At 47.6% G+C, this 14593-nt stretch carries 21 protein-coding genes; 11 read left to right on the plus strand and 10 right to left on the minus strand.

The window, feature by feature from the left end:
* The 4 genes from QNJ26_22440 to QNJ26_22455 all read left to right on the plus strand — a co-directional run.
* A partial coding sequence (locus tag QNJ26_22440) for a metal ABC transporter permease (protein MDJ0988312.1) occupies positions 1 to 193 on the plus strand: 193 nt, incomplete at its 5' end.
* Positions 194 to 229: 36 nt separating this feature from the next.
* Positions 230 to 670 carry a Fur family transcriptional regulator gene (locus QNJ26_22445; GenBank protein ID MDJ0988313.1) on the plus strand — a complete coding sequence of 147 codons (441 nt, stop codon included), beginning with the start codon at positions 230 to 232 and terminating at the stop codon, positions 668 to 670.
* 376 nt (positions 671 to 1046) lie between these two features.
* Positions 1047 to 1682 carry a DUF2796 domain-containing protein gene (locus QNJ26_22450; GenBank protein MDJ0988314.1) on the plus strand — a complete coding sequence of 212 codons (636 nt, stop codon included), beginning with the start codon at positions 1047 to 1049 and terminating at the stop codon, positions 1680 to 1682.
* Positions 1683 to 2057: 375 nt separating this feature from the next.
* Positions 2058 to 2702 carry a DUF3299 domain-containing protein gene (locus QNJ26_22455; protein MDJ0988315.1) on the plus strand — a complete coding sequence of 215 codons (645 nt, stop codon included), beginning with the start codon at positions 2058 to 2060 and terminating at the stop codon, positions 2700 to 2702.
* Between the two features lie 313 nt (positions 2703 to 3015).
* Here the strand turns inward: QNJ26_22455 and QNJ26_22460 are convergent, their stop codons facing one another.
* The 3 genes from QNJ26_22460 to QNJ26_22470 all read right to left on the minus strand — a co-directional run bounded on the left by QNJ26_22460 (position 3016) and on the right by QNJ26_22470 (position 4832).
* Entirely contained in the window at positions 3016 to 3819 is an 804-nt protein-coding gene (locus QNJ26_22460) for an alpha/beta hydrolase (GenBank protein MDJ0988316.1), read from the minus strand.
* Positions 3820 to 3941: 122 nt separating this feature from the next.
* Positions 3942 to 4295, minus strand: coding sequence for a hypothetical protein (locus tag QNJ26_22465; GenBank protein MDJ0988317.1), 354 nt, complete (start codon positions 4293 to 4295; stop codon positions 3942 to 3944).
* An 18-nt stretch (positions 4296 to 4313) separates the two neighbouring features.
* Positions 4314 to 4832 carry a glycine/sarcosine/betaine reductase selenoprotein B family protein gene (locus QNJ26_22470; protein ID MDJ0988318.1) on the minus strand — a complete coding sequence of 173 codons (519 nt, stop codon included), beginning with the start codon at positions 4830 to 4832 and terminating at the stop codon, positions 4314 to 4316.
* A gap of 337 nt (positions 4833 to 5169) precedes the next feature.
* On the opposite strand from QNJ26_22470, the gene QNJ26_22475 reads away from it, so the two are divergent.
* Positions 5170 to 5376, plus strand: a complete 207-nt coding sequence (locus QNJ26_22475; protein MDJ0988319.1) for a hypothetical protein — start codon at positions 5170 to 5172, stop codon at positions 5374 to 5376.
* 63 nt (positions 5377 to 5439) lie between these two features.
* Here QNJ26_22475 and QNJ26_22480 read toward each other — a convergent pair whose 3' ends face one another.
* The 3 genes from QNJ26_22480 to QNJ26_22490 all read right to left on the minus strand — a co-directional run bounded on the left by QNJ26_22480 (position 5440) and on the right by QNJ26_22490 (position 7051).
* Positions 5440 to 6132 (minus strand): fibronectin type III domain-containing protein, encoded by a 693-nt coding sequence (locus tag QNJ26_22480; GenBank protein ID MDJ0988320.1) that lies wholly within the window; start codon positions 6130 to 6132, stop codon positions 5440 to 5442.
* 163 nt (positions 6133 to 6295) lie between these two features.
* Positions 6296 to 6712 (minus strand): nuclear transport factor 2 family protein, encoded by a 417-nt coding sequence (locus tag QNJ26_22485; protein ID MDJ0988321.1) that lies wholly within the window; start codon positions 6710 to 6712, stop codon positions 6296 to 6298.
* Positions 6713 to 6787: 75 nt separating this feature from the next.
* Complete coding sequence (locus tag QNJ26_22490; GenBank protein ID MDJ0988322.1) at positions 6788 to 7051, minus strand: hypothetical protein; 264 nt, start codon at positions 7049 to 7051, stop codon at positions 6788 to 6790.
* A gap of 309 nt (positions 7052 to 7360) precedes the next feature.
* Here QNJ26_22490 and QNJ26_22495 point away from each other — a divergent pair, with 309 nt between their 5' ends.
* The gene (locus QNJ26_22495; protein MDJ0988323.1) at positions 7361 to 8146 is read left to right on the plus strand and encodes a hypothetical protein; all 786 of its coding nucleotides are present in this window, start codon (positions 7361 to 7363) and stop codon (positions 8144 to 8146) included.
* Positions 8140 to 9303: a DUF3524 domain-containing protein gene (locus tag QNJ26_22500; GenBank protein ID MDJ0988324.1), complete on the plus strand. Its 1164-nt coding sequence runs from the start codon at positions 8140 to 8142 to the stop codon at positions 9301 to 9303. The genes QNJ26_22495 and QNJ26_22500 overlap by 7 nt, the downstream gene beginning before the upstream one ends.
* A gap of 39 nt (positions 9304 to 9342) precedes the next feature.
* Here the strand turns inward: QNJ26_22500 and QNJ26_22505 are convergent, their stop codons facing one another.
* A complete protein-coding gene (locus QNJ26_22505; protein MDJ0988325.1) occupies positions 9343 to 9897 on the minus strand; it encodes a class I SAM-dependent methyltransferase in 555 nt (184 codons plus the stop codon).
* A 215-nt stretch (positions 9898 to 10112) separates the two neighbouring features.
* The gene (locus QNJ26_22510) at positions 10113 to 10499 is read right to left on the minus strand and encodes a hypothetical protein (GenBank protein ID MDJ0988326.1); all 387 of its coding nucleotides are present in this window, start codon (positions 10497 to 10499) and stop codon (positions 10113 to 10115) included.
* A gap of 229 nt (positions 10500 to 10728) precedes the next feature.
* On the opposite strand from QNJ26_22510, the gene QNJ26_22515 reads away from it, so the two are divergent.
* Positions 10729 to 11160 carry an META domain-containing protein gene (locus QNJ26_22515; protein MDJ0988327.1) on the plus strand — a complete coding sequence of 144 codons (432 nt, stop codon included), beginning with the start codon at positions 10729 to 10731 and terminating at the stop codon, positions 11158 to 11160.
* A gap of 97 nt (positions 11161 to 11257) precedes the next feature.
* On the opposite strand, the gene QNJ26_22520 is transcribed toward QNJ26_22515, so the two are convergent.
* On the minus strand, positions 11258 to 11449 hold the full coding sequence (locus QNJ26_22520; protein MDJ0988328.1) for a hypothetical protein: 192 nt from the start codon (positions 11447 to 11449) through the stop codon (positions 11258 to 11260).
* A 5-nt stretch (positions 11450 to 11454) separates the two neighbouring features.
* Positions 11455 to 11760 (minus strand): hypothetical protein, encoded by a 306-nt coding sequence (locus QNJ26_22525; GenBank protein ID MDJ0988329.1) that lies wholly within the window; start codon positions 11758 to 11760, stop codon positions 11455 to 11457.
* 361 nt (positions 11761 to 12121) lie between these two features.
* Here QNJ26_22525 and QNJ26_22530 point away from each other — a divergent pair, with 361 nt between their 5' ends.
* From QNJ26_22530 to QNJ26_22540, 3 genes are all read left to right on the plus strand, one after another.
* Positions 12122 to 12895, plus strand: a complete 774-nt coding sequence (locus QNJ26_22530; GenBank protein ID MDJ0988330.1) for a hypothetical protein — start codon at positions 12122 to 12124, stop codon at positions 12893 to 12895.
* 185 nt (positions 12896 to 13080) lie between these two features.
* Positions 13081 to 13488: a hypothetical protein gene (locus QNJ26_22535; protein ID MDJ0988331.1), complete on the plus strand. Its 408-nt coding sequence runs from the start codon at positions 13081 to 13083 to the stop codon at positions 13486 to 13488.
* A 102-nt stretch (positions 13489 to 13590) separates the two neighbouring features.
* The coding region (locus QNJ26_22540; GenBank protein ID MDJ0988332.1) for a SurA N-terminal domain-containing protein at positions 13591 to 14593 on the plus strand (1003 nt) is incomplete at its 3' end.

The following is a 14593-nucleotide window of genomic DNA, read 5'->3' on the forward strand; positions in this document are numbered from 1 at the left end:
CGAAAAATACGCCCGCTCCCTGGTTCAAATGATGGTGGCGTCAAGTATACTTGGGGCCGTGTTTACAGTAACCGGTCTGTGGTTTTCGTACCGGTTTAATCTCACATCAGGTGCTTCGATTATAGCGGTTTCCGGTATCTTCTTCCTGATTTCCTTAGTGGTGGAGAAGATACGATTTGCTATGCGCAAATAAAGAGTAAAGGCCTGAGACCATAAATAAGGATAACCTATGTGCCATCAATGCGATTATGAAGATTTGTTGTCAGGAGCAGATTTAGAGGCGACACCCAATCGGCTGCGTGTTCTGGAAGTTGTAGGAAACAACAGATTTCCCCTTTCCGCAAGCGACATCTATAAAATCCTGGAACGGGGCAACATGATTAACCGGGTGACCGTCTACCGCATTCTTGACCTGTTGGTGGAGCACGACGTTGTTGAACGCATCAGCACGGGTGGAAGGGCATTTTATTACGGCCTGGCCCCAAATGATTACCACAAACCGCACCCTCACTTTTATTGTAAAGATTGCGGACAGATGGATTGTTTAAGCCCGGAGAGTCTGGTGGTCGACACCGAACCTTTGTGGAAGACTTACCCCGGCCGAATTGATAAAGTGGAAGTCCGCATAGACGGAATCTGCAAAAATTGCGAAAAACGTCAAACGAAATAGAAAAAGCTGTAAAGGGCGACCAATCGCCCCCGAATAACAAGCGTAGGAGGTTACGCCATGGCAAATTGCTGTGACATGAAAGAAGGTGACTTGTATCAATGCAATACCTGCGGACTTGAATTGCAGGTAAAAAACGCCTGCTCCTGCAGTACCTGATCGGAGGACGCCTGTAGCATTCCCCTGATGTGCTGCGGCAAGGAGATGAAGAAAAAAAGTATGTAAATATGGCCCAAGATACTTGATGCGCAAAGAAGGCGTGTTCTGCTGTGTAGCGTGGTGCATGCCTTCGTTGCATCTGGCATTGGCCTGGCTGCGTATACGGCAAAACCCGCAACTGTTTATCAACCATCAGTTTCAGAATAAGGAGTGCGTTACCATGAAAAAACCAATCTTTCGAAAACATATCCTGTCAGTATGTATCCTTGTATTCGCAAGCATGCTTGCGGCAACTTCGTCAAATACTTGGGCTGGAGAACAGCGTCATCATGATGCTCATGTGCATGGCATTGCCCATCTGAATGCGGCTGTGGAAGGAACCAGTATTCACCTGGAATTTACCAGCCCGGCCGCGAATATCGTTGGATTTGAACATCAACCGCGAACGCCCGAACAAAAAGATAGCGTCAGAAATGCGATTGAAAAACTGGAAGACGGTTCAAAACTTTTCATACCGTCCTCTGAAGCACAATGCCGGCTTTCTAAATCTTCAGTGAAAACAGATATCGAACACCATGACGAACATGATGCAGATGCCGCGCACAAACACGAGCACGAAAAAGACAAAGACCACGATCAAGAACATCACAAAGAACATGAAGACGAGCACGAACGCCATAGCGAATTCCATTCGGAATACCAGTTTGCTTGCAAGAATCCCGGAAAGCTGTCACAGATGGATGTGATGTTGATTCAATCTTTTCCGGGCATCGAACACATCGAAGTGCAGCTCCTGACCGAGAAGAAACAAACCGCTCTGGAACTGACCGCCCAAAGCCACAGGATTAAATTTTAAATCTTCGTTTCTTCTGTATGGAACAGGATTTTTCGGAAGGCTAATGGCAGAAAGACTCGACGCATCGATAGCCATCGAGATGACAGGAATGTGCTTCTCATGGGGCGGCAGCCGCGATCCTGTTTTGAGCATAGAGAAATAGAGGATCCGATCAGGAGAGCGTGTCTTCATCGAAGGGCCAAGCGGCAGTGGAAAGAGTATGCTGCTCAGCTTGATCGCAGACGTTGTCACGCCGCAGAAAGGCTCTATTACCATAAACGATCAGCTTGTAAGTGCATTAAACGGTGCTGACAGAGACCGCTTCCGAAATATCAAATTTATCGTTACTCACCCGCAGATGGCATGACGATACGAATACGAAATTATGAACAGATAATGAAAAAATTCATTCCGATATTAATCATTATTTGCACATTATTTTATCTTTCTGCTTTTGCTGAACAGGTTCGCAAGCTGTCGTGGCAGGATTTAGTGCCTGCGCACCTTTTATCTGAAGATCCGCTGGCGAAGTTAACCGATGAACAAAAAAACATGGTCTATTGGGTCATCAATACACTCGATAACCTACCAGAGAGAGGGCCGGAAACGGAAGAATACTACCAGGAAATCGACCAAGCCATACCAGAGCTGAAAAAAGCGGGAATTGACATAAAGGAGCTGATGGCAAAGCGAAAGATACTCCAAACATCAATCGTTGAAGAGCTCAACGGTCAACGGGTCCGGATTCCAGGCTATCTCCTACCGCTGGAAATGTTCGAGACCAAGGTCAAAGAATTTCTTCTGGTACCATACGTCGGGGCGTGCATTCATGTACCGCCTCCGCCCCCCAATCAGATTGTTCATGTAAACATAGTCGGAAAAGAAGGTTACAGGCTCAAATCGATGTATGAGCCGGTCTGGGTAAGTGGGGAGATATCGGTAAAATCTGTGGTTAGAGATCTTTATTTGGTTGATGGCTCGGCTGCGATAAACATCGGATACACAATGCAAGCAAACCGAATTGAGCCTTATAAAGAGTAAGTTCTGTAGCAAAATTTTATGGATTTCTTATCCAAACCTTTCCTCCATAGATTTCCTTTAAGAAAAAGGCGGACACAATATGTTGTGGTCCGCCGTTGGTTTTCAGGATTGAAGATATCTCGATATATCACAAAGAGAAAATATTTTTTATTTGTTACCTTGATTACCTAAAAAGCGGCGTCTTGTCACGGCATGGCATGCTAAAGCGAAGATGAAAGCTTGGTAAAGCAAAGACGGGCCTGCCACGGCGACTTGTCGCGGCGAAGCTCGCCAGAGCGTAGACGGGTCTTCTGACTTCTGTCCCCTGTCCTATCTATGTAGTTAGTCCCTCCAAAAAATTGATAACCGCTGTATTGAACTGCCGTGGCTGTTCGATCAAAAACAGGTGGCCGCCGCCATCAATGGAAACCATTTGGGCATCGGGTATTTTTTGTGCTAGCAGGGCCGCGTTTTGCGGTGGAATCAGCACGTCCTCGGAGCCGGTGATGGCAAGGGTGGGTGAAGCAATGTGCGCCAGTCGATCGCAGGCATCATGCTGCGTGACTGCGGCCCACTGCTTGGCGAGCATTTTCTGCGGAGCGGGAAATCGCTGCGAAACATCGGCGTAGCGCTGAATGACCTGCGGATTGGTTTCAAATGTCTGCTTCGCAAAGAGGCAATGGGCTGCCGCTAGTTTGGCCTCATTGGTGCCCAGACGGATCATTTCACTAAACAGGTGGGTGGCTTCCGGCTTTGCCTTAATGCGCTGCGAGATGCCACAGTCAGTGGCCGCCAGAATGAGCCCTGCGATGGTTTGAGGGAAATTCAGGGCCATTTCCTGCGCGATCATACCTCCCATGGAATAGCCCAACACATGGGCTCTTTTGATGCCCGCGGCCTTCATCAAAGCAATGGTGTCTGCGGCCATATCCTGAATCGTAAAGGGGCCGCCGGGATCCGACGAGCGGGCGATACCGCGGTTATCAAAGACCAGCAGTTGAAATTTTTTGGACAAAGTCGGCACCTGATCGTACCAGTGGTCCACATTGCTGCCCACGCCTCTGATCATCACCAGGGGCTCACCCTGCCCGATAAGCTCATAGTAAAAGCTTAGGTTTCCGATCTTAGCAACGGGCATGTCAGTACTCCCATTCAGGTTGGCCGGTTTAGTCCGCCTCCGGCGGATTGAGCCCGTACAGAAAGGCGGAATCTCTTTTCTCTCACCGGCCAACGGGCTAACGGGTAACGGGCTCAACCTCTTTATGATTGCTTTTTGCGGAGTTTAGCCCCCAGGGCTTTAATCTCATCCAAATGCAGTTTAATGATGGGCGATATTTCCGGTGGTTGCCAGTCGGTATGTTTGGGTTCCTCCGGCCAGGTAAACGGTAGATTGAAGACCTGCCCGGGTGTTTCTGCTTTTTCAAAAACAGACAGGGCTTGCAAAAGCACTTGCCTTTGGCCGTCTCGATCGTGAACCTGTCCGACCGGGCGTCCATAGGGGTGTTCAATTGCGGCCACTCGTGGAATACCGACTTCCCGGTGAAATTCAGGTGTGTTCGTCAGGGTTACAGTTGCAAGACCCTGTGCCTCCAAATAATGTGCGACCTGTCCCACGGACCGGCAGCAGTACGGTCAGGCGGGTGTGAGCAGCACGGCCTCCACATCTTCCTGCCGCATCTGAGCGGCCATTTGCGGTGCACTTTCAGACAGCAGCGCCGTAGCATCCATCTGAAAACCGTAGAAAGAGTAGCAAGTGGGTGCCAGCTTACCGATAACCCCTTCTTTTTCAAATTCCGCAAAGCGTGTCAGCGGCAGCATCACATTGATATCCTCTGTGATATATGCGGTATTGATGTGCAGGTGGCTGACCTCGATATCATTTTCAGTTGCGGTTCGCGGAATCTGGCGATAGCTTGGGTCGCCCCAGGCGGGCTCTTTTTTTTCGCGCTCCATATTAAACGGCGGATCAGATTTCATGTTGATACCGGCAGTGGTTACCAGTGTGAAGGTGGTTTCTTTGATCGGCTTGTCAAGCGCTGACCAGGGAATTTTGCCGCTATAAGGTTGATCGGGAATGTCTTTACCGATCCAAGCACCCAGAGCCGGCGGCATGAAACGAAAACCGTCAACTATCTTGTTTGTGTCAGGCATCTTCAACCTCTCCTTTTCTATAAATTATTTTTGCTTTTGGTTACTCATATAAAAATTCAGGTTTCGGGCCTTCGCCGCGCCGTAGCGGCTACGTCCGCGCAGGCGGGTGTCAGGTGTCAGTTTTCAGAAGACAGAGTTCAGACGACAGAATACAGATCGGAAAAAGTGGAAAAAAATGCCCGATCTGTTCTCTGTTTTCTGACTTCTGACCTACACACCCGTACCGCATATTCGTGCAAAATACAACAATGCTCGTGCATCTCCCGTGAGCGTTGCCATTGCTTTTTGGGGCATGGTGCTTAGCATAATAAAATAATGATAAATAAAAGGAGGGCGCATGTATTCATCGGATGAAAGACTCGCTGATCCATATGTTGATCGCCGATCCGGAGATGAAAGACGCGCTGTGTATGATTCAGACTATTTTGACACGGGCGGTAAGGAGCGAAGGAGCGGGCAGGATCGACGGCAGGCGGACGAGCGTCGCGATAGCTGCCTCAGGGTCAGCAAATGGTCCAGCGTCTGCCTGGATGAGAACGAATGAACCTGTTTTGAACGCCGTATCGCAGGGGCTATTTTATCCTGGAATCGATTTTGATAATTCCTATCAATCGGTCCGGGGAACGAATACACGGCTAAAGGTGCTCGACCGGTTTTCAACACATAAACCGGAAACATGCTGGTCGCAGGCGTCGTAATCATGAGCCAGAATGCGAAACACGTAGCTTGTTCCGGCATTTAAAATGGGTCCGGGAAGCTGGTAAGTCGTGCTGCTCAGAGGCGGGCTGCGAAAAATCTCTTTCTGTGTCGACGTTTGGTAGATTCTGACATAGTATCCTTCGGCGTCCATATTCGGATCCCAGAATATTGCCGGCGAAACGGTTTCGTTACTGAAGTCTATATTGCGCGTGGCCCGGATTATTCTGGGTTGATCCAAATGGGTTGACTGCTTCTTTGCGCTGGCGCCATTAACGTCTGTAGCCGTTATCCTCAGAACACCCCCAATCAACTCACCTTCAACAAACCGACAGTACCAATTTCCGTGGTCGTGAGGCAAAGATACGATTCCACCTCTTTGATCTTCAGCTTCCACTGTGATGGGATTGGCGCCTTTCACCTTTGCACAGGCCACGAAGTGGTGCCCAGTCGGCCAGCCCAGAGGGTTATCATACCAGAAATCCGTATAATAAATGGCGTTTTCGATCACCGGCTGAGCCAATAGAGGGGTCGCTGCAGCCATTATCGCCAGAATCAGAGCCGCCATCCGAACACGGTGTGGATATGAAATTTTTCTGTTCATTTTTATGGCAGTTCTCCACGAATTCGACGGTCGCAAAGGCATGCCGTCATCTCGTTTTTAACAAAGATTTTTTTTCGGAGTCAAGCAGATATAGCCTGAATCTCATCGTTTGAAATATGATACTCAGGGTACGGGTGTTTCACAAACCTGCATCTGGACCGTCCTAATGCGGATATTCTCCCGTGCGTCTGGCTGTTGACGGATGTGGCGCATCAGAACAGATGCCGATGCTGTTAATTTTGCCACATTCCAGTCTGAGCAAGGCCAGGGCCCTGACATTGTTGCGATCGCCATGGGCTAGGATGACGCAGGGCTCGGGGATACCGGGTGACAGTGGATAGGGTTTGGTTTCTCCCAATTCGGCAAATACCCGATCGTGGGATGACTTGCGGAGAGACTCCATTTCGGTGTTCAAATGGGCCATGACGGCATTTTTACCGGTCATGTCGGTGAGCGCCTGTTGGGACCAAAAAATAATGTCATCCGCAATGTAAGGTTCAAGTAAAGATGCATCCAGGTTGTTCCAGGCCTTTGCCAGAATGGCTGCGGCTTCCCGCTGTCCCAATTTTTGACAATCCATATATCCTCCATTGCTAAAAGCTTATTTAATTTTATTGGTTGGCCTGTTTAGTCCGCCTCCGGCGGATTGAGCCCGTTAAGTACGAAAAATTATTTTTACGGGTGGTTTAGCACGCATATCGACCGCACCGTTTTGTGAGCGATTACTGACCATTTTGCTTGTGGTGCCGATGATAATACTGGCTGCCGCGGCAATCAGCAGTCCGATGATCACCCCTGAAACCGCAGCCGCCAGGTAGCCCCAGATCATTCCCATGATCGTCAGGTAGGGCAATACCCGGATTGTGTTTTTGAGCTTAGTTAAGGCAGCGCTCGGCACTGAATTGTTGTGGGTTTTCATTTTGTTTCCTTTCAGGGCTGTTAGGCGGTGATTTGATATTCAAACTGCCTTAACGATATCATCTGGTTTTGTCAGATATGGACAAAAGGAGTGGGAATTTTTTCAGGTGGCGGTTTCTCAAGCGAAAATCCGATTCATTTCCGAGGATTGGGTTGTTTTGATTGGATTTGACAACGACTGTCTGATAAGATTAAGTGAAACGATTCTAATTTTGCCGCTGTTATTTAATTGATGCATCCGGGTGAATACGGAGATTCAGCAGGCCACCCATCCGAAAAGTGCTTTTGATGGGGGCACAAGGAGCCGAAAATGCCACTCAATGAAAACGAATACATCAAGCAGACGCTGGAACGATATACAAATTGCCGTATGGAGGACATTTGTGATCATATCCTGATTACGAATTTCAAAAAATATATCATGCACTTCAAACAGAAGACAAAAGGCGTCTATTCCGAGGGCAACTTTGGGATTGTCAACGCCAAAGACATTAACTGCAGCATGATCGATTTCGGCATTGGCTCGCCCCAGGCTGCTCTGGTGGTCAACTGCCTGGCCTACCTGCCCAATCTGAAAACCGTGATCATGGTGGGCATGTGCGGCGGTATTGACGACGTGCTGCAAGAGGGTGATTTTATCGTTCCTTCGGCGGCCATTCGCGGTGAGGGGACCAGCAATCATTATCTGCCCAAGGGGTTTCCGGCCATACCGGCTTCTTCCGTTAATCTTTACTGCATTGGTGCGGTTCGCCAGAGCGGGCGACTGCCGCGCTGCGGCATTATGTACACTACAGATCGACGCCTGTGGGAGTTTGACAAGACCTTTGTCGATTATTTGCGCAATCAGCGAATACTGGCCATAGACATGGAGCTGGCAACCCTGTTTTCAGTGGCCTACCGCTATGAAGTCCCGATCGGATCCATAATGCTGGTTTCGGATATGCCGCTTCAAATAGATGGGGTAAAGGACAAGAAAAAGCAGGAACGGATTTTTTCAAAATACATGACAGCGCATCTGGACCTGGCCCTTGATGCCGTCAAAAGCATGGAATCCAAATGGGATGAGGTCAAAAGGCGGCTGTCCAGTGAATGGTAGCCCCAATAGATGGGCGTTTGATGGTAAAGTCCCGATTAAAATTTTTATTCCTGGAACCTTTTTTTGGCGGATCCCATCGCGAGTTTGCCAAGGGTCTGATTTCCCATTCGCAGCATCAAATTGACCTGGTAACCCTGCCGGCCCGCTTCTGGAAATGGCGTATGCGGGGCGCGGCTTTATATTTCATCAAAAAAGTTCCGTCTCTAGAAAGCTATGATGGCTTGTTGACGACAGGTCTGATGAGCCTATCTGATTTCAAGGCGCTGTCCAAAGATGCCTGCCCACCGACGCTGACCTATTTTCACGAAACCCAACTCACTTATCCGCTGGCCCCGGGTGAGCACATGGATTATCAATTCGGCTTCACCGATATCACCACAGCCTTGGCAGCTGACAGGATATTGTTTAATTCCCAAACCCACCGCGATGCTTTTTTTGCCCGTCTTCCAGGTTTTTTAAAAATGATGCCCGAGTATCGGCCCCTGTGGCTGGTGGACAGGTTACGTGCAAAGGCAGCTATTTTACATCCTGGATGTCGGATTCCAGCAGAAGAGATACGCAATGTTGATGCACCCTGGGAGTTTCCCCCCTTGATTATTTGGAATCATCGCTGGGAATTTGACAAAAGCCCTGAACAATTTTTTCATGTCCTGGATGCGGTACTGTCAAACGGGGTGGAATTTCAGCTCGCGCTTCTGGGTGAAAACTTTCAGGCGGTTCCCAAAGCTTTCGAGCGTGCCCGTGAACGATACGGGCAGCGAATTGTGCAATATGGGTATGTCCAATCGCGGGAAGAATACATTCAATGGCTTCAGCGGGGGGCGATTGTCATTAGCACTGCCCGGCAGGAGAATTTTGGCATAGCGGTGGTTGAAGCCGTGCGCTTTGGTTGTGTTCCGCTTTTGCCGGCCAGACTGGCTTATCCGGAAATTATCCCAACACAATATCATTCTGCGGTTCTATACGAGAACATGCAAGATATGGTACAAAAGTTAACCCACCTGATCACTCATCACAGCGAGTTTCAAGAGCTTCGCCGACAGCTTTCAAATCACATGAGCAAATTTGCCTGGCAAAATATGAGCGCGCGCTATGATGAAGAACTGGAAAGACTTGCCCACTTACCTGGACAGAACCATTCAAAAAAACAACCCTGAAGCCAGCCATCTTTTTGCTTATACGGTGCCTGCTAAGGCTCAACATCGCCTGTAGCTATAAACACCGTTTTGTTTGTTAAGGTATGTGAATAAGCCTGATTGAAGGATCAACCTGGGCACCCAACCGCTAATAGGAAATTGCCATACCGCCATGCTCCCCTCTGGCTTTATGACACGATGCATTTCCGGCAACAGCCGGTTTAAGGGCAGGGCGGGCCAGGGAAGTACGCCAAACAACAGCGCTTTATCGATAGTTGCCGTATCCAATCCTGTTTCAAGCGCATCCCGTTTTACCACCGTGACGTTTTGTAACCCGGCGGCCACTACTTTTTCTGTTACTCGTTTGGTATAATCCGCTAGCGCATCCATTGCCACCAGGTGGCCTTGATTGCCGATCAGCCTTGCTGCGGGGATGGTGAAAAATCCCGTACCGCACCCCACCTCTAAAACGCGCTGGCCCGGCTGTATATCGGCACCTTTGAGTGTTTTGACTGGGTTCATAAGCCACTGCCGAAGCCGGCTTTCCATCATCCACCCCGCTGGTTTGAAAAGCCAGTTCAAAATTCTTAAGTTGCCCAAATCTTCTGTCTTCATGTCGACTGCCCGGATCAGGTGAGACGATGATATTCGGTGTGGCCGTTCTAAAGAGCCCAACGATAATCTGGAGAGAGAATACGGTTATTCGCAGAAATGCGCAAGCGATAGATTTAGAAAGAATCCCAAAACACCTGTAACATCATAGTGTTGATCTCAGCGGTCGCCAAATCAGCCCATCGGGCTGCGCGCTTTTAGGAAGGAAGCGTTTGTGCTTAAACAAATTCGATTTTTTCGCTGGCTGATTTAACAACGAAAATGCGGACATTGTTGCTTTTGACGTCAGCCGGTGTCATGTAAAAACCCTGACGATCCGGTGAATAGCCCAATGTGAAGCCGGTGATGGTTTCGCCATCGGAAAATGTAACCTGTATCTTGCGGCCCGCTCCGGATACTTCATCCGAATATTCTTCATTATAATCCTGGTTGCCGTCATAATCTTTGACCAGGAAAAAGGCCTTTAGTTGCTCCACATCGATGGTTTTTGTCTCGCCGTTGAGCGTTTGTAAATGAAAACTGGACTTGTTGGGGAAGAAATCGTTGGTTTGACCTTTCAGCAATGAGCCGTCTTTAAATCGCGCCACCACCTTATTGGTTTGCATCATATTCTCCTTTGGTTCGATGAATTGCTTCAGCCAAGAAACTGCTTCTAGTGATATATTTAACAATATTAACATATTACCAGGATTATAGCAAGAAGCACAACGTAAAGAAGAATGTTGTCCTGTCAAAAGCAGCGTTGCACTGCCATCGTTTGCCAATTGACCTGATCTTGACTCACTGTTATATTCCTGCCAAAAAACATCATCCATATTATGAAAGGCTCTTTTAATGCAGCCCAAATGTTTTGTCATTCTGTCGGTTTTGTCCTTGGTCATTGCTTGCAGTCAAACGACTAATTTGCAAATGAGTGTCGATGCGTTTAGGAGTACCGATTGGGTGCTGGAGGAAATCGATGGCAATGCGGTGATCGACAGCGTACAATCAACCATACGGTTTCAAGGAAATGATCGGATCGCAGGGTGGGGTGGATGTAATCGCTATTTTGCCAATTTTCGATCGGGTTTTAGATCTTTTACCGTGGGCCCCATCGGATCAACTCGGCGAGTATGCCCACAAGTGGTCATGGAACAGGAAGAACGTTTTTTAAATGCGCTCCAAAAAGCCCGCAGCATCCGTATGGAAAATGATCGTCTGGTGATTGACAGTGAGGTGATTGACAAGCCATTGAAATTCGGCAGACTTGTAAAGCCTAGCAGTTGATAGTCTTCATCCGGTAGATCAATGAACAATCTGAGGCTAAGCGGCAGGTTTCTTTACCCGGCTAAAGCGCTTTTCTGAATACCACCAAGCGGTAGCTTTAGGGCCTGAAGCTATTTCTCTTGCGTCTGTCAGCAATTCCACTGCGCCTGTCTTTTAAAATGAAAGTATGGTTTTGGCGCCGATCTGCCGGGCCCGAGCGCCGATCAACGATTTTGTGATCGTCTCTCTGGTCAATAGTCGGGGTTTTGGGCACTTTTAATTTTTTATTGAATTCTCTTATTCTTCGCATCGGTTTTACTCCGTCATGTACCATAAAAATCTTCTTTCTTTCCAGCTCCTTCTTTCAACGCCACCTTCTAAAAAATAACGGTTAGCCGGTGCTTGGCGTCGATCGATCCCGGACCGGCGATCTACCACCGGCACTTTTGGATGTTTTTGATGACGGATTTGGGGTTTATTGGGGTGCAGGCGGGTGACTGTTTTTTGGCGTTTTGGGATCATATGGGATCGGGTGTCTCCACACAGGTGTTTCTGGTTTAAAGAACTCAGACGGCTCGATTCACGGATGGTCACTGCCCAATCGTATCGACGCGTCGTCATAGGGACAGTGATTGTATACCGCTTGATATTTTCTTTGTCAAGAATTTTTAATAATATCAATAATATATGAAAAAATTTTCATACCGCTATGGAAAGCAATGCCAACCAGGGTGTGAAAAAAAATACCACCCATTGCGGCAGTGCGTCGCTAACATCATAATTTAAAACCATTTTTATAACCCAAACCGACACCTGCCTGACAGTAAAATGATTGTCCCTGGGTTTCAATTAGGATCAAACCCATGACGGGTTACATCGTCTTCTGTTTCATTTGACATCAAATTTTTCGTACCTACCATATCATTCTCATAAACAGTAAAATGAGCAGCAACATAAATTGACTGGTCACAAGAGGTTCTCCATGAAAAACTTAATCGCTGTAGCAAGAGCATCCCTTCTGACTATGGTTCTATTGATGCTTGCGGTATTGCCATCCATGGCAGATATGGAACACATACACGGCACAGCTGTCGGTTCAGACGGCAATGTCGTTTTCTTTGAAGAGCATATCGTCAAATACAACAGCAATCGCATCGCGACCATGAATACGACCTATTATGACGCTGATCTTAACAAAATCGGCGAGTTAGTTTCAGATTTCTCAGAGGGGGCGCAGTTCGGGAGTTATGATTTTATAGATGAGCGTCTCCAATATAATGATGGCGCCCTGGTCATGGCGGACCGAATATCGATCTATAGCAAAAAGACACCGGAATCTGATCGAAAAGAAAAAATTATCCAGCGCCAATCCGATCAGATCGTCGGTCAGGGATTTTATCCTTTTATCGTCAATAATCTGGATAAATTGGCCAAAGGGGAGGTTATCCCGGCAAAATTGGTGCTGCCGGCTCAGATGGACCAGTATGATGTCCGCATTTATCAAAAAAGCGTCGAAAACGATCGTATTCAGATTCGGATTGAAATGGATAACTGGTTTCTCAGGCTTTTTGCGCCCCATGTTGAAGTCGATTATGACATTAACACGCGTCAACTGCTATCCTATAAAGGCGTATCGGTGGTGGCCGATGCATTGGGCAAAACCATACCGGTAACCATATCCTACGAGTATACTCAGCAAAGTTTGCTGGCAATCTCGCAGTCTAATCCCAAATCCAACCACTCAAAGTCGAACTAATTCATCCGCATCCATTTCTGAATGGCGCATATCCTATACAGCCCCACCGCGCATTAATATCCTTTTTGGAACAATGGCACTTTAGTTTCAAAATTAGTGTCCATATCAGAATAAAAACTATACTTGACCAATCTAGTAGGGTATAATATATCCATTACGCGAATGGATGCTACTCGGATGTTAACATGAACCGACTGACAACTAAAATAGCCCTCCTCCTTTCAGTATGCCTGCTGGGGATGAATTTTATGACAGGCGCTGCCATCGCTGTGCCCCCATGCCCACCGGTTATCTGCTGTGGTGAATCTATGCACCACAACAACATTATTAATTTTGCGCAGCCCGTTAAAAAATGCTGTGAAGAGTGCAATGATCTGTTCTGTGGTTTGTTAAATGATCCCCTGAAGGAAGCAAAACCCGTTCAGCCCTCGCCTGAGATGGGATATTCGCAAACATTTTATGCGACAAATGTGGCGCTTGTTGACATAACTGCCCAATTTGAATCGGAATCCAAACCATGGCAGTTTTTGTCCTTTGAGATGGTTTCCGATCAGATTCCCCTTTACATCGCACATCTTTCCCTGATCATTTGATCCGTTCGTTTTTCCCGTTAAATAACAACTCGTACACAGGCCCATCAGGGCAAATTTATAAAAATCCAACGATACGCGTCTATCAAATGGAGGTATAAGGATATGAAATTGATTAAATGGATCGCTACCAATAAGATCGTTGTCGGGCTTCCCCTGTTGGCCCTCATTGCAGTGGGAATATTTGTTCTGACACATGATCGTGTGCAGGCGAATAAATCAGAACAGACCGCAACCGAATCCTATCCGGCAACTGATAATGCGGTAAATGCCAAACAAACAACTCCAGCAGCCAAATCGGTTGAAATCCCAGAGGGTACATCTAAGGTCATTTTCCGGGTCGACAATATGTCCTGTTCCGGGTGTATTTCAACCATCAAAGGCAGCCTCGCCGGTTATGCCGGTATCCAGGATATCATTGTTGATGTTTCCGGTGGCGTAGCAGAAGTCTATTTTGATAGCAAACAGATAAAAGACGTCAACCAACTGGCATCATCGATCACCGCCAGCGGGTATCCGGCCCGGGTCGATAAAATTTTAACTGCTGACCAGATCAAAAAAGAAGAAACCCTTGCAGCCTCGCGTGCCAAATTATACATCGCCACTGTCAGCGGATGGGATATCGCGCGCTCTGATTTCAACACCGAGTTGGCCTTTGCCCAAAAACGATATCAACAGGTATACGGTGAAAACGTTTTTGCTTCTGATCAGGGCAAAACGTTGCTGGATAGTTTAAAGGCCCAGGTTGTTTCGCGCCTGATCACTGAAGGCATTCAGATGCAGGAAGTCCAGCGTGCGGCCTATCGGGTTGATGCCCAGACAGTCGATCAAGAGTTGGCGGAATTTTTGACCCAAAAACAACTTGATCGGGCGGGCTTGAAGGCTTCCCTTGAAGAAAATGGTTATCCGTTTGATTACTTCATGAAACGCTTTGAAAACCGTGTGCTGCTCAGCGAATATCTGGATGAAAAAGTCTTTGCCAATGCTGCCAGCGATTATGATAAGCAGACCCTGTATCAAGCCTGGTTCAATAACGCCCGGGCATTGTCAAAGGTAACCATTTATGACAAAGAGCTGCTGCGCCTGACCCAAAATGTTTCAGCGGGAG

Source organism: Desulfobacterales bacterium (assembly GCA_030066985.1).
In the GTDB taxonomy this organism is placed as follows: Bacteria; Desulfobacterota; Desulfobacteria; order Desulfobacterales; family JAHEIW01; genus JAHEIW01.